A 21079-nucleotide genomic window follows, 5' to 3' on the forward strand; every position below is an offset into this window, starting at 1 on the left:
CCGCCGCGCCGCCCGCCTCACCCCCGACGTCGAACGCCTCCGGGACCGCCCCGCCCCCGCCAGCGTCGTCGTCGGCGACAGCGAGGACCGGGTCGAGCTCCAGTCGCTGGGCACCGGCCGCCGGGCCCGCGGCGCGCTGGCCGTCGGCACCGGAGCCGCACTGGGCACCGCCGAGCGGTACGCCGTGCACTCCGCCGTCGCCCTGCTCACCCTGACCACCGCCCGCTCCCGCTCCCTCCAGGGCGCCGAACAACGCCTGGGCGCCGCCGTCCTGCGCATGCTGCTCGCCGGGCAGCCCGACCACGCGCGGGCCGTCGCCGGAGACCTCTACGGCGGGCTGCTCGACGCCCCGTTCCGGCTGCTCATCGCCGAGACGGCCGTACCCGCCGGGGCCGAGCTGCTCACCGAGACCATGGAGGCCGCCGCAGCCCGCTCCGGCGAGGCGCTGCTCATGGTTCCCGAGGGCGAGCGCGTCGTCGTGCTCGCCGCGGACGGCGGCTCCGCGGTCGCCGCCTGCGCCTCCTACGCCGAGGCCCAGGACGGCCGCGCCCCGCGCGAGGGCGGCGCCGAGGACAGCGACGTCGTGGTGGGGCTCTCCGCCCCCTCCGGCCCGATCGCCGTGGCCGGCGCGTACAAGCAGGCGGAACAGGCCCTCTCCGTCGCCCGCCGCCGGGGCCGGGCGCTGGTCGAGCACGAGGAGCTGGCCGCCGGCTCGGTGCTGCCGCTGCTCGCCGACGACGCGGTACGGGCCTTCGCCGACGGTATGCTCCGCGCGCTGTACGAACACGACGCCAAGGGCCGCGGCGACCTCGTGGCCTCCTTGCGCGCCTGGCTCTCCCGACACGGCCAGTGGGACGCCGCCGCCGCCGACCTGGGCGTGCACCGGCACACCCTGCGCTACCGGATGCGCCGAGTGGAGGAGATCCTGGGCCGCTCGCTGGACGACCCCGACGTCCGCATGGAGCTCTGGCTCGCCCTGAAGACGACCGAGGCGGCGACGCCCGCCGAGGAATGAGCCGCCCGACCCGGAGCCGCATGTGCAACGACCCACCAGGGGGGAACCCACCGTGCCTCGTGCCGTCCACGTACTGGCCTTCGGTATCTTCGCCATGGTCACCAGTGAATTCGTCGTCGCCGGACTGATGCCGCAGGTGGCCGAAGGGCTCGGCGTCACCGTCCCGCAGATCGGCTACCTGATCACCGTCTTCGCCTTCTCCATGGCGCTCGGCGGACCGCTGCTCTCCGTCGCCCTGCTGCGGCTTCCGCCGAAGACCGCGCTCATGGTCCTCTTCCCGGTCTTCCTGGCCGGCAACGTGCTCGCCGCCACCGCGGCCGGCTACCCGGCCATGGTGGTCGCCCGGGTGATCACCGGAGTCGCCTCGCAGGCCTTCTTCGGCGTCGCGATCTCGCTCAAGCTCCCAGCTCACCCGCCCCGAGATACGCGGCCGGGCCGTGGCGGTCATCCTCAACGGCCTGATGCTCGGCACCCTGCTCGGCCTGCCGCTGGCCACCCTGACCGGCGAACGGTACGGCTGGCGGGCCGCGTTCTGGGCCATCTCCGCGCTCACGGTGGCCGCCGCCCTGTGCACCGCGATCGGCGTACGCCGTACGGGCCGGCCGGAGGGCAGCGGCACCTTCCGCTCCGAGCTCACGGCCTTCCGCGCTCCCCGGCTCTGGCTCACCCTGCTGACGAGCACCATGGTCATCGGCGCGACCTTCTCCGCCTTCAGCTACCTCAACCCGATCCTCACCCGGGTCACCGGATTCTCCCCGGGCGCGGTCCCGCTGCTGCTCCTGGCGTACGGCGCGGCCACGGTCATCGGCAACACCGTGGTCGGCCGGCTCGCCGACCGGCACACCCTCCCCGTCCTGCTCGGCGGCCTGTCCCTCAACGCGGTGTTCCTGGCCGGGTTCGCGCTGCTGGCCCGGTTCGACGTCTGGGCGGTGCTCTGCATGCTGGGCATCGGCCTGGTCGGGGTCACGATGAACCCGGCCCTGGTCACACGGGTTCAGCGGACCGGCAACGCCCGCCCGCTCGTCAACACCGTGCACAGCTCCTTCATCACCTTCGGTGTGGTCCTCACCTTCGGTGTAGTCCTCGGCTCCGCGCTGGGCGGCCTGGGCCTCGACCGGTTCGGGCTGCGGGCCCCGCTCTGGCTCGGCGCGGGCCTCGCGGTGACCGGTCTGCTCACCCTCGTACCGGATCTGCTCCGGCGTACGGAGAAGCCGGGCACGGTCGGGCCGGGCGGCCTCTCCGCCAATTCGGAGCACCCGGTACCCGCTCCGCTCCACGCCGGACAAACGACCTGAGCGCCTCCCCGCCCTACCGTGGGACCACAGTGCAGAGGGGAGCCTCCGGGCGCCCGCCATCCCCGTCACGACGTCCTCACGACTCCTCACGACTCCTCACGACCTCCGAAGGGCCGGAACCTCCATGACTTCGCCCCACGCCTTCTGGGTGGCCGGCCGCCAGGCCACCGGTGCCGACAGCTTCGACGTCACCAACCCGTACGACGGACGCCTCGTCGGCACCGTCAGCGTGCCGACCGACGCCCAGGTCGAGGAGGCCGTCGCCGCCGCCCACGCCGTACGCGACGAGTTCGCGGCCACCCCGGCGCACGTACGGGCGGCCGCGCTCGACCACGTCGTACGGCGGCTGACGGAGCGCACCGAGGAGATCGCCCAGCTGATCTCGGCGGAGAACGGCAAGCCGGTCAAGTGGGCCCGCGGCGAGGTCGGCCGGGCCGTGTCCGTGTTCCGGTTCGCCGCCGAGGAGGCCCGCCGCTTCAACGGCGGCGAGGCCCAGCGGCTCGACACGGACCTCGGCGGCACCGGCCGCCTCGGGCTGACCCGGCGCTTCCCGCGCGGGGCCGTCCTCGGTATCGCGCCCTTCAACTTCCCGCTGAACCTCAGCGCCCACAAGGTCGCCCCGGCCATCGCCGTCGGCGCCCCGATCATCCTCAAGCCGGCCCCGGCCACCCCGATCTCCTCCCTCGTCCTGGGCGAGCTGCTGGCCGAGACCGACCTGCCGGCCGGCTCCTGGTCCGTCCTGACGGTCCCGAACGACAAGATGCCCGCCCTCGTCCAGGACGAGCGGCTGCCGGTCATCTCCTTCACCGGCTCGGGCCCGGTCGGCTACGCGATCATGGAGTCGGTGCCGCGCAAGCACTGCACCCTGGAGCTCGGCGGCAACGGCGCGGCGGTCGTCCTCGGCGACTACGCCTCGGACGCCGACCTCGACTGGGCGGCCACCCGGATCGCCACCTTCTCCAACTACCAGGGCGGCCAGTCCTGCATCTCCGTGCAGCGCGTCATCGCCGACGCCTCCGTCTACGACCGGCTCGTCCCCAAGATCGTCGCCGCCGTCGAGGCCCTGGTCACCGGTGACCCGGCCGACGCCGCCACCGACGTCGGTCCCCTCGTCAGCGAGGACGCGGCCCAGCGCGTCGAGTCCTGGGTCGACGAGGCCGTCCAGGGCGGCGCCGAGCTGCTCACCGGCGGCAAGCGCGACGGGGCCACCTACGCCCCGACCGTCCTCGCCGGCCTCCCCGACGACGTGAAGCTCTCCTGCGAAGAGGTCTTCGGCCCGGTCATGTCCCTCCAGAAGGTGGACGGCGAGGCCGAGGCGTTCGCCGCCGTCAACTCCTCCAAGTACGGCCTGCAGGCAGGCGTCTTCACCCACGACCTCCAGACCGCCTTCCGCGCCCACCGCGCCCTGGAGGTCGGCGGCGTGATCATCGGCGACGTCCCCTCGTACCGCGCCGACCAGATGCCGTACGGCGGCGCCAAGCAGTCCGGCGTCGGCCGGGAGGGCGTGCGCTACGCCATGGACGACTACACCTACGAGCGCGTCCTGGTCCTCACCGGCCTCGCCCTGTAACACCCACCGGACGTCCCCGCCCGCCGTCCGCCCGGACGGCGGGCGCGGGCGGGGACGCGAAACGGACGGCCCGAACCCGCTGTGCGGGGGTTCGGGCCGTCCGTTTCGCGCGACCGGCAGGGCCCACCGGATGCCCCCGCACAGACCGGGTCAGGACTTGCGGATGGTCATGGTGTTGTAGGTGGAGGGATATCCGTACTTGTGCTGCTGGCAGTCGAACGACTTGGGCCGGTTGGACACGGTCCACCCGGTCGGCACCTCGAACAGGCCGCAGATCTCCTTGGTGGTGCCCTTCGGGAGGCCGGCGAGATTCACCAGCCCGACCCGGTTGTGGTAGTCGCTGACGCCGCGGCTCCGGTTGCAGTCGGAGATCGACGAGTACTTGGTGATGTGGAACCCGGTCGGGATCGGGCTGTAGGTGCACGCTGACACCGTCCCGCCGGCGGCCACGCCGCTGGTGTCCGTGATCCGCTTCATGTTGTACATGCCGCCGCCGGTCGAGCCGCACTGGGAACTGTCCCAGTACTTCACCTCGACCCACCCCACGGGCGTGCTCGTCCAGCCGCACACTTCCTTCGGCGTCGCGGCGCCGGCCGTGCCCGAGGCCGTCAATCCACCCAACAGCGATGCGGTGAGCACAACTCCCGCGCGTCTGTGCCAGGACATCCCCATCCCCCCCCCAGGTATCGAACGTCGTGCCCTTCGTGGATACGTAGGATTCTGTCACCACTGACATGTACCTGGCCAGGAACGCCGTCCTTCGGTCGGGCCCGGCGTGCTGGTCGGCGGGGTGCCCCTGCACCAAGCGGTCACGGAGACTTCGCACGACGCGGGGCCGGTGTTTCCGGGATGTCCGGGGACCAGGAGGGCGCGCTCGTCGGTCCGATGGCGGTGGTGGCAGCGGCCGGCACGGTGACGGTCGCGTGCACCCGGACGGTGACCCCGTGAGCGGCACGTCCGGGTGCGGGGGCGTTTTCCCGGCCGACCAGTCCTCCGGCGTCACCCCGTGCGGCATCGGCGTCCTCGCGATCGGGTCAAGGCGACGGAGCGGTGGGCCGGCAGCGGGGCCGGCTTCGTCCGTGGTGAGGTGCTGGAGACGCTCGCCACCGACACCGCGACCCAGGACGCTGTCTGCTCGATCTTCGGTGCGGTGTGGTTCGCCGACCGCTGCGCGGGGTTCGGGCCGTCCGCGTGTCCGCGCGACGGGTGCGGGTGCCGATCAGCGGGTGGCCCTCGGCCCGGGCCTCACAGCGCGACTCTCAGCTGTGCGCCGCGACGTAGGCCACGAATACGCCGGGGACCGCGAGCATGGCGGCCAGGTGCACGACGGCGGTGCGCGGCATGCGTAGTCCGGCGGCGATCAGCAGTCCAGTGGCGAGCCACACGCCCCAGACCGTCTGTGCGGTGTCCTGGGCCTGCCGCGCGTCCGCTTGCTCCGCGGCGTTCGGTGCCCCGAACGTGATCCCGGACACGATCGTCATCCACAGCAGAAGGGCGGACAGGACCAGGTCACCGACGGCGACGAGGAATGCCACCGGCCCGTCGTGTTCCTTTGTCCAGCCCCACAGGCTCGTGCTCGCGCTCATTGCCCCGAGGCTGCCGGAGTGGCCCGGCAGGCGCATGAGTATCCGTACTCAGCAGGAAGGTCGGCCGGGGCGGCGCTTTCGCCCCCGTCGCTGCTGCACGTCGAGGAGAGCCGCCACGGGCCCCCGCGCTACGACCCGGTGCTTGCGGGGCCGGGTCAGGAACGGCTGAAGGAAACCGGAGCCCACTCCTCGCGCGCGGGGACTGGTGCGGGTGCCGAACCCCGGGTACACGGGTTACATACGGACCAGTAAGCAGCGACTAGCAGTCCGTGCGTCCGGGGCCAGGTGTCCCTCCGTCCGGCGACGCGCGGCGAGGTGAGGTCCCTCATGTCCGCACCACACAACATCCCCCAGGTCCCCAACGCCCCCAAGGTCACCGAACGCGAAGCGCGACGGGTCGCCGAGGCGGCCCGGGAGCAGGACTGGCGCAAGCCCAGCTTCGCCAAGGAGCTGTTCCTGGGGCGCTTCCGGCTCGACCTGATCCACCCGCACCCCCTGCCGCCGCCCGACGACATCCGGCGCGGCGAGGAGTTCCTGGCGCGGCTGCGCACGTTCTGCGAGACGCGCGTCGACAGCGCGCGGATCGAGCGCGAGGCGAGGATCCCCGACGAGGTGATCGCCGGGCTCAAGGAACTCGGCGCCCTCGGGATGAAGATCGAGACCAAGTACGGCGGCCTCGGCCTCACCCAGGTGTACTACAACAAGGCGCTCGCTCTCGTCGGCACGGCCAGCCCCGCGATCGGCGCGCTGCTCTCCGCGCATCAGTCGATCGGCGTACCGCAGCCCCTGAAGATCTTCGGCACGCAGGAGCAGAAGGACGTCTTCCTGCCGCGGCTGGCCACCACGGACATCTCCGCGTTCCTGCTGACCGAACCGGACGTCGGTTCCGACCCGGCCCGCCTCGCCACCTCCGCGGTGCCCGACGGGCCGGACTACGTCCTCGACGGTGTGAAGCTCTGGACCACCAACGGGGTCGTCGCCGACCTCCTGGTCGTCATGGCCCGGGTCCCCGCCTCCGAGGGCCATCCCGGCGGCATCACCGCCTTCGTCGTCGAGGCCGACGCCCCCGGCGTCACCGTGGAGCACCGCAACGCCTTCATGGGCCTGCGCGGCATCGAGAACGGCGTCACCCGCTTCCACCGGGTCCGGGTCCCCGGCGCCTGCCGGATCGGGCCCGAGGGGGCCGGCCTGAAGATCGCCCTGACCACGCTCAACACCGGCCGGCTCTCGTTGCCCGCGATGTGCGTGGGCGTGGGCAAGTGGTCCCTGAAGATCGCCCGCGAATGGTCCGGCGTACGGGAACAGTGGGGCAGGCCCGTCGCCGAGCACGAAGCGGTCGGCGCGAAGATCTCCTTCATCGCGGCCACCACCTTCGCCCTGGAGGCCATCGTCGACCTCTCCTCCCAGATGGCCGACGAGGACCGTAACGACATCCGTATCGAGGCCGCACTCGCCAAGCTGTACGGCTCCGAGGCGGGCTGGCTGATCGCCGACGAACTGGTCCAGATCCGCGGCGGCCGCGGCTTCGAGACCGCCGAGTCGCTGGCCGCCCGCGGCGAACGCGCCGTGCCCGCCGAGCAGATGCTCCGGGACATGCGGATCAACCGGATCTTCGAGGGCTCCACCGAGATCATGCACCTGCTGATCGCCCGTGAGGCCGTCGACGCCCACCTGAAGGTCGCGGGCGACATCATCGACCCCGACAAGCTGTTCTCCGCCAAGGCCAGGGCGGGTGCGAACGCCGCCGGGTTCTACGCCCGCTGGCTGCCCCAGCTGGTCACGGGCGCCGGGCAGCTTCCGGGTACCTACGCCGAGTTCCACCCCTCCGGCCACCGCGACCTCTCCGGCCACCTCCGGTACGTCGAGCGGTCGTCCCGCAAGCTCGCCAGGTCGACCTTCTACGCCATGTCCCGCTGGCAGGGGCGGATGGAGACCAAGCAGGGCTTCCTCGGCCGGATCGTCGACATCGGCGCGGAACTCTTCGCGATGAGCGCCGCCTGTGTCCGCGCCGAGCACCTGCGCGGGACGGGGGAGCACGGCCGTGAGGCCTACCAGCTCGCGGACGCCTTCTGCCACCAGGCCCGCATCCGGGTCGAGGAGCTGTTCACCCGCCTGTGGTCCAACACCGACGGCCTCGACCGGCGCGTCGTCGACGGCGTCCTGTCGGGGACGTACACCTGGCTGGAGGAAGGCGTCGTCGACCCCAGCGGCGAAGGCCCCTGGATCGCGGACGCCACCCCGGGACCCTCCGTCCGGGAGAACCAGCACCGCCCGGTGCGCTGAGGCCCCGGGACAGCCGGGCGGGGTGCGTCCACGCACCGGACGCACCCCGCCCGGCGTGCCCGCCGCACGGCAGGATGTGGGCCGTGACCGTCATCGACATCCCCGGTTCCAAGTCCGTCACCGCCCGCGCCCTGTTCCTGGCCGCCGCGGCCGACGGCACCACCACCCTGCTGAGGCCGCTGCGTTCGGACGACACCGAGGGCTTCGCCGAAGGCCTGAAGAGCCTCGGGTACGCGGTCACCCAGAAGGCCGACCGCTGGCACGTCGAGGGCCGCCCCGCCGGGCCCGCCGCCCCCGACGCCGACGTCTACTGCCGCGACGGCGCGACCACCGCCCGCTTCCTGCCCGCCCTCGTCGCGGCCGCCGCCTCCGGAACGTACCGCTTCGACGCCTCCGCCCAGATGCGCCGCCGCCCGATCGCCCCGCTCACCCGGGCCCTCACCGCCCTCGGCGTCGACCTGCGCCACGAGGCGGCCGAGGGACACCACCCGCTGACTGTCCGGGCCGCCGGGATCGAGGGCGGTGAACTCACCCTGGACGCAGGGGAGTCGTCCCAGTACCTCACCGCGCTGCTGATGCTCGGACCGCTCACCGCGAAGGGGCTGCGGATCGAGGTCACCGAGCTGGTCTCCGCGCCGTACGTCGAGATCACCCTCGCGATGATGCGCGATTTCGGCGTCGAAGTGCTGCGGGAGGGGAACACCTTCACCGTCCCTTCCCCGCGTTCCCGGCTTCGCTCGAACGGGGGAGGTTCCACCGGCGGCTACCGCGCCACCGCCTACGCCGTCGAGCCCGACGCCTCCACCGCGAGCTATTTCTTCGCCGCCGCCGCCCTCACCGGCCGTGAGGTCACCGTCCCCGGCCTCGGCACCGGCGCGCTCCAGGGCGACCTGCGCTTCGTCGACGTCCTGCGGGACATGGGCGCCGAGGTGGAGGTGGGCGCCGACGCCACCACCGTCCGCTCCACCGGCCGGCTGCGCGGCCTCACCGTCAACATGCGCGACATCTCCGACACCATGCCGACCCTCGCCGCCATCGCCCCCTACGCGGACGGTCCCGTCACGATCGTGGACGTCGCCAACACCCGGGTCAAGGAGTGCGACCGGCTGGAGGCGTGCGCCCAGAACCTGCGCGCCATGGGCATCACCGTGCACACCGGCCCCGACCGGATCGAGATCCACCCCGGCACGCCGAAGCCCACCGAGATCGCCACCCACGGCGACCATCGCATCGTGATGTCCTTCGCCGTCGCCGGACTGCGCACACCGGGCCTGACGTACGACGACCCCGGCTGCGTACGCAAGACGTTCCCGGGGTTCCACGAGGTGTTCCAGGGCTTCGCCGGGGCTCCGCGAGCCTGACGCCGGGGCCCGGTACCCCGGCGAGCACGCGGCCCACCGGGACGCGCTGTCCCCACGCACAGCCGGAGCGGCAACAATGGGGGGCATGAGCGACAGCCCCGCCCCCCTCGCCGATCCGCATATCGTCTTCGACGCCGCGGACGGCCGCCGGGATCTCGTGATCCTCGGCTCCACCGGGTCCATCGGCACCCAGGCCATCGACCTGGTCCTGCGCAACCCCGACCGCTTCCGGGTCACGGCGCTCTCGGCCGCCGGCGGCCGGGTCGCCCTGCTGGCCGAGCAGGCCCGCCGGCTCCGGGTGAACACGGTCGCCGTCGCCGCCGAGGACGCGGTCCCCGCCCTGCGCGAGGCGCTGCGGGAACAGTACGGGGCAGGCGTGCCGCTCCCCGAGATCCTGGCCGGCCCCGGCGCGGCCACCACCCTCGCCGCGAGCGCCTGCCACACCGTGCTCAACGGCATCACCGGCTCCATCGGGCTCTCCCCGACCCTGGCCGCGCTGAAGGCGGGCCGCACGCTCGCCCTCGCCAACAAGGAGTCGCTGATCGTCGGCGGCCCGCTGGTGAAGGCGCTCGCCGCCCCCGGCCAGATCATCCCGGTCGACTCCGAGCACGCCGCGCTCTTCCAGGCGCTGGCCGCCGGCACCCGCGCCGACGTCCGCAAGCTCGTCGTCACCGCCTCCGGCGGACCCTTCCGGGGCCGTACGCGCGCCGAACTGGCCGACGTCACCCGGGAGCAGGCCCTCGCCCACCCGACCTGGGCGATGGGCCCGGTGATCACCATCAACTCCGCGACCCTGGTCAACAAGGGCCTGGAGGTCATCGAGGCGCACCTCCTCTACGACGTTCCGTTCGACCGGATCGAGGTCGTGGTCCACCCGCAGTCCTACGTGCACTCCATGGTCGAGTTCAGCGACGGCTCCACACTCGCCCAGGCCACTCCGCCGGACATGGGCGGGCCCATCGCCATCGGCCTCGGCTGGCCCGAGCGCGTCCCGGACGCCGCCCCCGCCTTCGACTGGACGAAGGCCTCCAGCTGGGAGTTCTTCCCGCTGGACACCGAGGCCTTCCCGTCGGTCGGCCTCGCCCGGCACGTCGGCGGGCTCGGCGGCACCGCGCCGGCCGTGTTCAACGCGGCGAACGAGGAATGCGTCGACGCTTTCCTCGCCGGACAGCTGCCCTTCAACGGAATCATGGATACGGTCACGGCTGTGGTGTCCGAACACGGCACCCCCGCCCCGGGAACCTCGCTCAGCGTCGGGGACGTACTCGAAGCGGAAACGTGGGCCCGCGCACGGGCCCGGGAACTCTCGGCGAAAGTGACAGCGGAGGCGCGCGCATGAGTCTGACCTCGATCCTGCTGACGGTCCTGGGGATCGCCGTCTTCGTCGTGGGCCTGCTCTTCTCCATCGCCTGGCACGAGCTGGGCCACCTCTCCACGGCCAAGATGTTCGGCATCCGGGTCCCGCAGTACATGGTCGGCTTCGGCCCGACGCTCTGGTCGAGGAAGAAGGGCGACACGGAGTACGGCATCAAGGCCATCCCGGCCGGCGGCTACATCCGCATGATCGGGATGTTCCCGCCAGGAGCCGACGGCCGCCTCGAAGCCCGCTCCACCTCACCGTGGCGCGGCATGATCGAAGACGCCCGATCCGCCGCCTACGAGGAGCTGGAGCCGGGCGACGAGAAGCGGCTCTTCTACACGCGCAAGCCGTGGAAGCGCGTCATCGTGATGTTCGCGGGCCCCTTCATGAACCTGATCCTCGCGGTCGCCATCTTCATGGGCGTCGCGATGACCTTCGGCTTCCAGACCCAGACCACCGAGGTCGCCGGCGTCCAGCAGTGCGTGATCTCGCAGAGCGACAAGCGTGAGACCTGCGAGGACGGTGACCCGGTCTCGCCTGCCAAGGCCGCCGGCCTCCAGGAGGGGGACAAGATCGTCGCCTTCGCCGGAAAGCCGGTCGACGACTGGGCGACACTCTCGGACCGCATCCGCGGGACCATCGGCCCCGCCACCGTCGTCGTCGAGCGTGACGGCAAGGAAGTGACCCTCAACGCCGTCCTCCGCGAGAACGCCGTAGCGAAGAAGGACGGCAACGGCGAGGTCGTTCCGAACGAGTTCATCAAGGCGGGCTACCTGGGCTTCGCCGCGCGGACCGAGATCGTGCCGCTCTCCTTCGGCGACTCCTTCGTCCGCATGGGCGACATGATCGAGAACGGCGTCGACTCGATCATCGCCCTGCCCTCCAAGATCCCGGCCCTCTGGGACGCCGCCTTCAGCGACGGCGAACGGGCCGACGACTCGCCGGTCGGCGTGGTGGGCGCGGCCCGGATCGGCGGCGAGGTGATGAACCTCGACATCCCGGCGCAGAACCAGGTCGCGATGATGCTGTTCCTGCTCGCGGGCTTCAACCTCTCGCTGTTCCTGTTCAACATGCTGCCGCTGCTCCCGCTGGACGGCGGACACATCGCGGGCGCGCTCTGGGAGTCCCTGCGGCGCAATCTGGCCAAGGTCTTCCGGCGCCCCGACCCGGGACCGTTCGACGTGGCCCGGCTGATGCCGGTCGCCTACGTGGTCGCCGGACTCTTCATCTGCTTCACACTGCTGGTCCTGGTGGCCGACATCGTGAACCCCGTCAAGATCACCTGACCGCCCCTTCCGCCCCTTCCGCCCCTCAGATGTCGGCCGGGCACACGCGCTGTGTCCGGCCGCTCACCAACGGGTGGACTTGTCGACACGGTGCGGCCGTCCCGGTTCCGGTGCCGTAACCTCGAAGGCCGGAGCCCGCCGATCTCGGGACCTTGATCCACACCTTGGGGATGCACAGCGCATGACTGCGATTTCTCTCGGAATGCCGGCCGTTCCGACCAAGCTCGCCGACCGAAGGGTCAGCCGACAGATCCAGGTCGGCACGGTCGCGGTCGGCGGCGACGCGCCCGTTTCCGTGCAGTCGATGACGACGACACGTACGTCGGACATCGGCGCCACGCTCCAGCAGATCGCCGAGCTGACGGCGTCCGGCTGCCAGATCGTCCGGGTCGCGTGTCCGACGCAGGACGACGCCGACGCGCTGGCCACGATCGCCCGGAAGTCGCAGATCCCGGTGATCGCCGACATCCACTTCCAGCCGAAGTACGTCTTCGCCGCGATCGACGCGGGCTGCGCCGCGGTCCGGGTGAACCCGGGCAACATCAAGCAGTTCGACGACAAGGTCAAGGAGATCGCGAAGGCCGCCTCCGAGACCCGCACCCCGATCCGGATCGGCGTCAACGCCGGCTCCCTGGACGCGCGGCTCCTGAAGAAGTACGGCAAGGCCACTCCGGAGGCCCTGGTCGAGTCGGCCCTCTGGGAGGCGTCCCTCTTCGAGGAGCACGGCTTCGGCGACATCAAGATCTCGGTCAAGCACAACGACCCGGTCGTCATGGTCAACGCCTACCGCCAGCTCGCCGCCCAGAGCGACTACCCGCTGCACCTCGGCGTCACCGAGGCCGGACCGGCGTTCCAGGGCACCATCAAGTCGGCCGTCGCGTTCGGCGCCCTGCTCTCCGAGGGCATCGGCGACACCATCCGCGTCTCGCTCTCGGCCCCGCCGGCCGAGGAGGTCAAGGTCGGCCTCCAGATCCTGGAGGCGCTGAACCTCAAGCAGCGCCGCCTGGAGATCGTCTCCTGCCCGTCCTGCGGCCGTGCCCAGGTCGACGTCTACAAGCTCGCCGACCAGGTCAGCGCCGGCCTGGACGGCATGGAGGTCCCGCTCCGCGTCGCGGTCATGGGCTGCGTCGTCAACGGCCCGGGCGAGGCCCGCGAGGCCGACCTCGGCGTCGCCTCCGGCAACGGCAAGGGCCAGATCTTCGTGAAGGGCGAGGTCATCAAGACCGTTCCCGAGTCGAAGATCGTCGAGACCCTCATCGAAGAGGCCATGAAGATCGCCGAGCAGATGGAGAAGGACGGCATCCCGTCCGGCGAGCCCGAGGTCTCCATCAGCGGCTGACCCGCCTCCCCCTGGCCTCCCCCACCGCCCCGCCGGGCCCCGCGCCCGGCGGGGCGGCGGCGTATCCGGAACCGGCTCCCGGACTCGAGCGGCGTTCGAGGGCCGTGTCGGTTACAGTGCGGAAATCAGCAGACCGCATGGTGAGGCCCCCTCGTGTTGACGCAGACCACCACCCGGGTCCTCGAACCCAGCGACCTCGGCGCGGTGCTCGCCATCCTGGAGAGCGAGCCCGTGGCCAACGCCTTCGTGACGTCCCGCGTGCAGGTCGCGGGACTCGACCCCTGGCGCCTCGGCGGCGAGATGTGGGGCTGGTACGCCGACGGCAGGCTCCGTTCCCTGTGCTACTCCGGCGCCAACCTCGTCCCCATCTGCGCCGGACCCGAAGCCGTCCGGGCCTTCGCCGACCGGGCCCGCCGGGCCGGCCGCCGCTGCTCCTCCATCGTCGGCCCCGCCGAACCCGCCACCCAGCTGTGGCGGCTCCTCGAACCCAGCTGGGGGCCGGCCCGCGAGGTCCGCGCCAACCAGCCCCTCATGGTCACCGAGAGCCTCTCCGCCGACGTCACTCCCGACCCGCTCGTCCGCCGCATCCGCAAGGACGAGACCGAGATCGTGATGCCGGCCTGCGTGGCGATGTTCACCGAGGAGGTCGGGATCTCCCCGCTCGCCGGCGACGGCGGGCTCCTCTACCAGGCCCGCGTCGCCGAACTCATCGGCGCCGGCCGCTCCTTCGCCCGCATCGACGACGGCAAGGTCGTCTTCAAGGCGGAGATCGGCGCGGTCACCCCCCAGGCCTGCCAGATCCAGGGTGTCTGGGTCGCCCCCGAACACCGCGGCAAGGGCCTCTCCGAAACAGGCATGGCCGCTGTCCTGCGCTACGCCCTGGCCGACGTCGCCCCCGTCGTCAGCCTGTACGTGAACGACTACAACACCCCCGCCCGCAAGGCCTACCGTCGCGTCGGCTTCCGCGAGGTCGGCGCGTTCATGAGCGTCCTGTTCTGAGCCGTCACACGCACACGTTCTGAGCCGTCACACGCACACGCGCCCGGAACCCAACGGTTCTGCCCGCCCGCCCCGGCCAGTAGGGTTCCCGCATGGCAGCAGTCCCCGGAGAAGGCTCCGCAGCACCCGACGCCGAGATCGGCCCCATCGATCTGGCCGCCCGCGTGGACGAGGCCCTGCACGTCCAGGCGGCGGCTTTCGGACTGAGCCAGGACGAGATCGACGTACGCCGCCGCATCGTCCTCAGGCACCTGGAACACCCCCACGCCCGCGCACTCGGCGCCCTCGCCCCCGACGGTCGGCTCGTCGGCTTCGTCTACGGGCTGCCCAACGACCGAGCCCAGTGGTGGTCCACCGTCGTCGAGCCCTATCTGCGGGCCACCGGGTCCGACGGCTGGCTCGACGACTCCTTCGTCATCACCGAACTCCACGTCCACCCGGACCACCAGCAGCGCGGCCTCGGCCGCACCCTGATCACCGCCATCACCGACGCCGTCGGCCACCCCCGGTCGATCCTCTCGGCGATCGACCGGGACAGCCCGGCCCGCACCCTGTACCGCTCGCTGGGCTACCGCGACCTGGCCCGTCAGGTCGTCTTCCCGAGCGCCCCGCAGCCGTACGCGGTCATGGGCGCGCCCCTGCCGCTGCTGCGCCGGGACTGAACCGGGACCGAATGGATTTCCGCCAGCCCGCACCGCCCGGCTAACCTCGGGCTCACCACCCTTGCGAGCAGGAGTTCATCATGGCCCAGGTCCAGCGCATGTCCCGATTGATGATCAAGACACTGCGCGACGACCCGGCGGACGCCGAGACGCTCAGCCACAAGCTGCTGGTCCGCGCCGGGTACGTCCGCCGCAACGCGGCCGGCATCTGGTCCTGGCTGCCGCTCGGCAAGAAGGTCCTGGACAACATCTCCCACGTGGTCCGCGAGGAGATGGACGCCATCGGCGCCCAGGAGGTCCTGCTGCCCGCCCTGCTGCCCAAGGAGCCCTACGAGGCGTCCGGCCGCTGGGAGGAGTACGGCGACCTGCTCTTCCGTCTCAAGGACCGCAAGGGCGGCGACTACCTCCTCGGCCCGACCCACGAGGAGATCTTCACCCAGACCGTCAAGGACCAGTGCACGTCCTACAAGGACCTGCCGGTCATGCTCTACCAGATCCAGACGAAGTACCGCGACGAGGCCCGCCCCCGCTCCGGCGTGCTCCGCGGCCGCGAGTTCCACATGAAGGACTCGTACTCCTTCGACACCACCGACGAGGGCCTCGCGCACTCCTACGCCCTGCACCGGGCCGCGTACATCAAGATCTTCGAGCGCCTCGGCCTGGACCACCGCATCGTCTCCGCCGTCTCCGGCGCGATGGGCGGCTCCGCGTCCGAGGAGTTCCTCGCCCCCGCGGCCGCCGGTGAGGACACCTTCGCCGACTGCCCGAACTGCGACTACGCCGCCAACACCGAGGCCGTGACCTTCGCGCTCGCCCCGGTCGACGGCTCGGCGCACGGCGCGGTCCAGGAGCTGGACACCCCCGACACCCCGACCATCGAGACGCTCGCCGGGCACCTGGGCGTCCCCGCCTCCGCCACGCTGAAGAACCTGCTGGTCAAGGTGGACGGCGAGATCGTGGCCGTCGGCGTCCCCGGCCACCGCGAGGTCGACCTCGGCAAGCTCGGCGAGCACCTCGCGCCCGCCGTCGTCGAGCTGGTCACCGCCGAGGACTTCGTCGGCCGCGACGACCTCGTGCGCGGCTACGTCGGCCCCCAGGGCCTGGAGAAGGTCCGCTACCTCGCCGACCCCCGTGTCGCCCCCGGCACCTCCTGGATCACCGGCGCCAACAAGGAGGGCAAGCACGCTGCGAGCGTCGTCGCGGGCCGCGACTTCGAGGTCGACCAGTACGTCGACGTCGTCGTCGTCGAGGAGGGCGACCCCTGCCCCGCGTGCGGCACCGGCCTCACCCTGGACCGCGCCATCGAGATCGGCCACATCTTCCAGCTCGGCCGCAAGTACGCCGACACCTTCCAGCTCGACGTGCTCGGCCAGCAGGGCAAGCCCGTCCGCGTCACGATGGGCTCCTACGGCATCGGCGTCTCCCGCGCCGTGGCCGCCCTCACCGAGCAGACCGCCGACGACAAGGGCCTGTGCTGGCCCCGCGAGATCGCCCCGGCCGACGTCCACGTCGTCGCCGCGGGCAAGGCCCTCCAGACGGAGCTGGCCCTCGACGTCTCCGAGAAGCTCAACGCGGCGGGCCTGCGGGTCCTGGTAGACGACCGCCCCGGCGTCTCGCCCGGTGTGAAGTTCACCGACTCCGAGCTGATCGGCGTGCCGAAGATCCTCGTCGCCGGCCGCCGCTCCGCCGACGGTGTCCTGGAGCTGAAGGACCGCCGCACCGGCGAGCGCGAGGAGCTGACCGTCGACGAGGCGATCGCCCGCCTGACGGCCGACCTGGCCTGATCGCACCGCATAGCGACGAGGGCCCCCGCGCACGGTGCGCGGGGGCCCTCCTCGTACGTCGCGCGGCTACAGCCAGCCCGCGAACTCCAGGTTGACCTCGCTCATCTGCCGCCGCCCCTCGGCCAGCGCGCGGGTGCCCGACTCCACCGCCCGGAACAGCGTCCAGCCGTGCAGCCGCGCCTGCTCCACCTCCAGCGACTCCGCCAGCTTGCTGACCCGCCGCCGGGCCGTCACCGGGCCACCGGGAGAGGCGATCAGATCCTCCGCCCGGTCCCGCACCAGCCGCGCCAGGTCGTAGGCGCGCTCGCCCACCAGCGGCTCCGGACCCACCGTCAGCCACGGTGCCCGCTCCCCGGACAGCACCTTGCTCTGCCGGAAGTTGCCGTGCAACAGCAGGAGTTCGGGCGATCCCTCGACCAGTTCCGTCCGCGCCGCGAGCGCCGCTTCCACCAGCGGCGCCAGTTCCGGGTCGGCTGCGGCGGCCGCCCGCATCCCGGCGCTCTGCCGCCCGGTCCGCTCGGCCACGTTCTCGAAGGCGTGCCCGGCGGGCGGCTCCACCCACAGCCGGCGCAGCGTGCCCGCCGCCTCCAGCAGGGCCTTCGCCTCCGGCAGCGAGCGCAGCGACACCTCGTGGTGCAGCCGCTCCAGCAGCAGCGCACCGGACGCGTCGAGCTCCGGGGCGTCCAGCGGCTTCACCGCGCCCCAGCCGTTCCAGTGCTCCAGCGCCGCCCGCTCCAGCTCGGGCGCGGCGACCGGCGGGGCGATCTTCAGCGCGGCCGGGGACCCGTCGGCCCGCCGCACCAGAACCACCAGGGAGCTGCGCCCGCCCGGGGCGGCCACCCGCTCCACGGTGAGGCCGTCCCCGGTGGTGAGCGCCCGTCCGGTCAGCGCGGGGAGCCCGTCCAGCCAGTCGGCCGCCGCTCCGTCCCCGTACATCTCACCGAGCGCGCGCACCAGGCGTGGCGGCGGTTCAAAACCCATACGTCGTGTGTTCCCTCTCCGGTCCTTCGGATCAGCGCGTACCGTCCGCGCCGGCGGCCTCCACCGGGCCCGTCGCGGCCGGGTCCGCACCGGCGGCCCGCTCGGCGAGCCCCGGAAAGGCTACGTTGCCGCCCCGCCAGCGTGCCGCCCGCACCGCGGCCTCCCGCAGTGCGCCCGCGGCCTCCTCGCGGCGCGGGCCCTCGGTGGCCCGTACGAGATCGGCGCAGGCGCCCGCGATCCGGTCCTCCAGCACCGCGGCCAGCCGCACCGCCGACGGGGAGTCCGCGACGGCGAACGGCAGAGCGTACGCGGCGTCCGAGGCCACCGGCCGCCCGCCCAGGTCCCGGGCGGTGCGCGCCAGCGCGTCCCGGCGGGCCCGGTGCCCGTCGTACGCGGCACGGGCCTCGGCACCCCGCTTCCCGTCGAGGCGGCCGCCCAGCACCCCGTAGCCGTAGACCGCGGCGTGCTCGGCGGCCAGGGCCGCCTGGACGGCGGTCAGCTCGGGGGAGTCGGAGTCGGAGTCTTCCTCGGACGGCCGGACGGAACGGGTGCTCATGCGGCTGCCTCCTCGGCCAGTTCGGTCAGCAGATAGGCCTGCGCGGCCGCGGCCGCCGCCACCGAGGCCAGCAGCCGGGCCAGCTCCGGCTCGGCGCTCAGCAGGGCCTCGGTGTACGCGTCGGCCCGGTGGCGCTCGGCGGCGGCCAGCTCCTTCACCGCGGTCTTCGGGTCGGCGGACGCCGGGCCGGGGGCCGCTGGAGGAGCGTCGGCTTTCGGTGTGCCTTTCGCGCGCGGGGGCGCCAGTGCCTTCCCGTGCTCCTGCACGGCCGCCCGCAGGGGCGCCAGGCCCGCCGCGGTCGCCGGATGGGCTTCGGCCACCAGGTCGTACCGGGCGAGCAGGAGGGCGCCGTCGCGCACCGCCTTCTCGCGCAGCGCCTTCTCGGCCTTGGCGGTGGCGGCCCGCGCGCCGGAGTGCGCCGGCTTTCCGCTCCCCGTCGCCTCGTCGCCGCCCCCGCAGCCGGTCAGCACCGCACCCAGGGCGAGAGCTCCCGTCGCGGTGAGCGCCCCCCTGCGCGTCGTCCCCGTGCGCCGCACGTTTCTCCTTCGTGCCTGGACCGATCCTGACAGGATCTGTCCTGATGTGATCACCGCAGGCGAGCGTACCCGCGGCCGAGCGGCAGGCGGACGGCAACACCCCTGGCGACCGGATACCCTTTGACCTGACGCACGACGATCCCCACAACAGCACACGCGGCCGAGGAGTCACCCGGATGAGCACCACCCAGAGCGAGAGGCTGCGCGGGTTGCTGGAACCGCTCGTCAGCGCGCAGCAACTGGACCTCGAGGAGATCGAGGTGTCCCGGGCCGGCCGCCGAGGAGTGCTGCGGATCATCGTGGACTCCGAAGAGGGCGTGGAGCTGGACGCCTGCGCGGAGCTGAGCCGCGCGATCTCCGAGAAGCTGGACGAGACCGACGCGATGGGCGAGGGCGAGTACGTCCTCGAAGTCAGCTCCCCCGGCGCGGACCGTCCGCTGACCGAGCACCGCCACTACGTACGCGCCATCGGCCGGCTGGCCAGGTTCCACCTGGCCGGCGACGGATCCGGTGAACTGGTCGCCCGCATCCTCGCCGTCGACGAGGACGGGCTCGACCTCGAAGTGCCCGGCGTCAAGGGCCGCAAGCCCACCGCCCGCCGCCTCGCCTTCGACGAGATCGCCAGGGCGCGCGTGGAGATCGAATTCAACCGCAAGGACAAGAAGGAAGAGGAGGCGTAGCCGTGGACATCGATGTGAAGCTTCTGAAGGGCTTGGCGCAGGACAAGGAGATCCCCTTCGACGTGCTCGTCGGGGCGATCGAGTCGGCCCTCCTCATCGCGTACCACCGCACCGACGGCAGCCACCGCCGGGCGCGTGTGAAGCTCGACGAGAACGGCCACGTCACCGTGTGGGCCAAGGAGGACCCGGCCGACCTCGAAGAGGGCCAGGAGCCCAAGGAGTTCGACGACACCCCGTCCGGATTCGGCCGGATCGCCGCGACCACCGCCAAGCAGGTCATCCTGCAGCGGCTGCGCGATGCCGAGGACGACCGAACCTTCGGGGAGTACGCGGGCCACGAGGGCGATGTCGTCACGGGCGTCGTCCAGCAGGGCAAGGACCCCAAGAACGTCCTGGTCGACATCGGCAAGATGGAGGCCATGCTGCCGGTCCAGGAGCAGGTCGCGGGCGAGGAGTACGTCCACGGTCTGCGCCTTCGTACGTATGTCGTACGGGTCGCCAAGGGCGTCCGCGGTCCGTCGGTGACGCTCTCGCGCACCCACCCCAACCTGGTGAAGAAGCTCTTCGCGCTGGAGGTCCCGGAGATCGCCGACGGTTCGGTGGTCATCGAGGCCATCGCCCGCGAGGCCGGTCACCGCACCAAGATCGCTGTGCGCTCCACCCGTGCCGGGCTGAACCCGAAGGGCGCCTGTATCGGTCCGATGGGCAGCCGGGTGCGCAACGTCATGGCCGAGCTGCACGGTGAGAAGATCGACATCGTGGACTGGTCCGACGACCCGGCCGAGATGGTCGCCAACGCCCTCTCGCCCGCCCGGGTGAGCGAGGTCGAGGTCGTCGACCTCGGCGCCCGCTCCGCCCGTGTCACCGTGCCGGACTACCAGCTGTCCCTGGCGATCGGCAAGGAGGGCCAGAACGCCCGTCTCGCCGCCCGTCTCACCGGCTGGCGCATCGACATCCGCCCCGACACCGAGACGGACGAGGAGCGCGAGAGCGCCGACCGCGAGCGGGCCGACCGGGCCCGGGAGCGCTCGGAAAGGCGTTGACCCGGAGGGGGTCCAGGGAATAGATCTGGGCAGTACGCCGCTGAGATCACGACAACTTCCGTTCGATTTTTGCCCCAAAGGGGTGAGGTCGGTGCGGGGAGGTAGACTTAAACGTGTCTGGCCGGACGCAAGCCCGCGCTTGCCCCGAGCGAACCTGTGTGGGATGCCGGGAGCGAGCGGCTAAGAGCGAGCTGCTGCGCATCGTTGTGGACGAGGGTGCCTGCGCCCCTGATCCACGCGGTACGCTGCCCGGCCGGGGTGCTTACGTGCACCCTGTCTCTGTCTGTCTCGACCTGGCGGTTCGCCGCCGGGCGTTCCCCCGGGCCTTCAAGGCCAAGGGGCCGTTCGACACCGCGGCACTGACGCGGTTCGTCGAGCGGGTGACACCGTAGGAAAAGTGAACGGCACGGGTCCCCGTGCGGTCAGGTACCTCGCGAGTTGGAAGTAGGTCGAGATTGCGATGAGCACTCGATGAGTACGCGATGAGTACGCCCATGAAGTAGCGACGGTCCGGCGGTAACCCGGACCTAAAAGGAGCGAAGTGGCTAAGGTCCGGGTATACGAACTCGCCAAGGAGTTCGGCGTCGAGAGCAAGGTCGTCATGGCCAAGCTCCAAGAACTCGGTGAATTCGTCCGTTCGGCGTCCTCGACGATCGAGGCGCCGGTTGTACGTAAGTTGACCGATGCACTGCAGGGGCCCGGCGGCAACGCCGGCAAGTCCGCTGCCAAGCCTGGTGCGCCCC

19 protein-coding genes and 1 pseudogene are annotated in these 21079 nt (G+C 71.9%); 15 read left to right on the forward strand and 5 right to left on the reverse strand.

Translation table 11 applies throughout. The features are described from left to right. The 3 genes and pseudogenes from B9S58_RS00710 to B9S58_RS00720 form a co-directional block, all read left to right on the forward strand. Window positions 1–1015, forward strand: a 1015-nt coding sequence (locus tag B9S58_RS00710; RefSeq protein ID WP_181009127.1) for a CdaR family transcriptional regulator, incomplete at its 5' end; no start/stop codon positions are given. 52 nt (window positions 1016–1067) lie between these two features. Further along, window positions 1068–2310, forward strand: a pseudogene (locus B9S58_RS00715) (MFS transporter). 124 nt (window positions 2311–2434) lie between these two features. Beyond that, window positions 2435–3880, forward strand: a complete 1446-nt coding sequence (locus B9S58_RS00720; RefSeq protein WP_103530207.1) for an aldehyde dehydrogenase family protein — start codon at window positions 2435–2437, stop codon at window positions 3878–3880. Between the two features lie 150 nt (window positions 3881–4030). Here B9S58_RS00720 and B9S58_RS37705 read toward each other — a convergent pair whose 3' ends face one another. After that, window positions 4031–4501, reverse strand: coding sequence for a hypothetical protein (locus B9S58_RS37705; RefSeq protein ID WP_181009128.1), 471 nt, complete (start codon window positions 4499–4501; stop codon window positions 4031–4033). Between the two features lie 638 nt (window positions 4502–5139). After that, entirely contained in the window at window positions 5140–5466 is a 327-nt protein-coding gene (locus B9S58_RS37710) for a hypothetical protein (RefSeq protein ID WP_181009129.1), read from the reverse strand. A 327-nt stretch (window positions 5467–5793) separates the two neighbouring features. On the opposite strand from B9S58_RS37710, the gene B9S58_RS00735 reads away from it, so the two are divergent. The 8 genes from B9S58_RS00735 to B9S58_RS00770 all read left to right on the forward strand — a co-directional run bounded on the left by B9S58_RS00735 (window position 5794) and on the right by B9S58_RS00770 (window position 16540). Further along, window positions 5794–7749 carry an acyl-CoA dehydrogenase family protein gene (locus tag B9S58_RS00735; protein ID WP_103530208.1) on the forward strand — a complete coding sequence of 652 codons (1956 nt, stop codon included), beginning with the start codon at window positions 5794–5796 and terminating at the stop codon, window positions 7747–7749. 83 nt (window positions 7750–7832) lie between these two features. Continuing rightward, window positions 7833–9110, forward strand: coding sequence for a 3-phosphoshikimate 1-carboxyvinyltransferase (gene aroA, locus B9S58_RS00740; RefSeq protein WP_103530209.1), 1278 nt, complete (start codon window positions 7833–7835; stop codon window positions 9108–9110). Window positions 9111–9195: 85 nt separating this feature from the next. Continuing rightward, on the forward strand, window positions 9196–10449 hold the full coding sequence (dxr, locus tag B9S58_RS00745) for a 1-deoxy-D-xylulose-5-phosphate reductoisomerase (protein WP_103530210.1): 1254 nt from the start codon (window positions 9196–9198) through the stop codon (window positions 10447–10449). Further along, entirely contained in the window at window positions 10446–11756 is a 1311-nt protein-coding gene (locus B9S58_RS00750) for an RIP metalloprotease (protein ID WP_103530211.1), read from the forward strand. Before dxr ends, B9S58_RS00750 begins: the two co-directional genes overlap by 4 nt. 181 nt (window positions 11757–11937) lie before the next feature. Beyond that, on the forward strand, window positions 11938–13095 hold the full coding sequence (ispG, locus tag B9S58_RS00755) for a flavodoxin-dependent (E)-4-hydroxy-3-methylbut-2-enyl-diphosphate synthase (RefSeq protein WP_103530212.1): 1158 nt from the start codon (window positions 11938–11940) through the stop codon (window positions 13093–13095). A 153-nt stretch (window positions 13096–13248) separates the two neighbouring features. Next, window positions 13249–14094 (forward strand): GNAT family N-acetyltransferase, encoded by an 846-nt coding sequence (locus B9S58_RS00760; protein WP_181009130.1) that lies wholly within the window; start codon window positions 13249–13251, stop codon window positions 14092–14094. Between the two features lie 92 nt (window positions 14095–14186). Next, on the forward strand, window positions 14187–14756 hold the full coding sequence (locus B9S58_RS00765) for a GNAT family N-acetyltransferase (protein WP_103530214.1): 570 nt from the start codon (window positions 14187–14189) through the stop codon (window positions 14754–14756). 80 nt (window positions 14757–14836) lie between these two features. Then, window positions 14837–16540 (forward strand): proline--tRNA ligase, encoded by a 1704-nt coding sequence (locus B9S58_RS00770; protein ID WP_103530215.1) that lies wholly within the window; start codon window positions 14837–14839, stop codon window positions 16538–16540. A gap of 66 nt (window positions 16541–16606) precedes the next feature. Here the strand turns inward: B9S58_RS00770 and B9S58_RS00775 are convergent, their stop codons facing one another. Genes B9S58_RS00775 through B9S58_RS00785 form a run of 3 tightly spaced genes read right to left on the reverse strand, consistent with a single transcriptional unit; the run spans window position 16607 to window position 18613 of the window. Next, entirely contained in the window at window positions 16607–17521 is a 915-nt protein-coding gene (locus B9S58_RS00775; RefSeq protein ID WP_103530216.1) for an aminoglycoside phosphotransferase family protein, read from the reverse strand. Between the two features lie 31 nt (window positions 17522–17552). Further along, window positions 17553–18077, reverse strand: a complete 525-nt coding sequence (locus B9S58_RS00780; RefSeq protein ID WP_103530217.1) for a ferritin-like domain-containing protein — start codon at window positions 18075–18077, stop codon at window positions 17553–17555. Next, window positions 18074–18613: a hypothetical protein gene (locus B9S58_RS00785; protein ID WP_103530218.1), complete on the reverse strand. Its 540-nt coding sequence runs from the start codon at window positions 18611–18613 to the stop codon at window positions 18074–18076. Before B9S58_RS00785 ends, B9S58_RS00780 begins: the two co-directional genes overlap by 4 nt. A 176-nt stretch (window positions 18614–18789) precedes the next feature. Here B9S58_RS00785 and rimP point away from each other — a divergent pair, with 176 nt between their 5' ends. The 4 genes from rimP to B9S58_RS00805 form a co-directional block, all read left to right on the forward strand. Further along, a complete protein-coding gene (gene rimP / locus B9S58_RS00790; RefSeq protein ID WP_103530219.1) occupies window positions 18790–19293 on the forward strand; it encodes a ribosome maturation factor RimP in 504 nt (167 codons plus the stop codon). 2 nt (window positions 19294–19295) lie between these two features. Continuing rightward, entirely contained in the window at window positions 19296–20336 is a 1041-nt protein-coding gene (nusA, locus tag B9S58_RS00795; RefSeq protein ID WP_103530220.1) for a transcription termination factor NusA, read from the forward strand. 113 nt (window positions 20337–20449) lie between these two features. Then, window positions 20450–20728, forward strand: coding sequence for a YlxR family protein (locus tag B9S58_RS00800; RefSeq protein WP_181009131.1), 279 nt, complete (start codon window positions 20450–20452; stop codon window positions 20726–20728). A 149-nt stretch (window positions 20729–20877) separates the two neighbouring features. Then, window positions 20878–21079, forward strand: a 202-nt coding sequence (locus B9S58_RS00805) for a translation initiation factor IF-2 N-terminal domain-containing protein (RefSeq protein ID WP_146063432.1), incomplete at its 3' end; no start/stop codon positions are given.

Source organism: Streptomyces sp. SM11 (assembly GCF_002910905.1).
Lineage (GTDB): Bacteria > Actinomycetota > Actinomycetes > Streptomycetales > Streptomycetaceae > Streptomyces.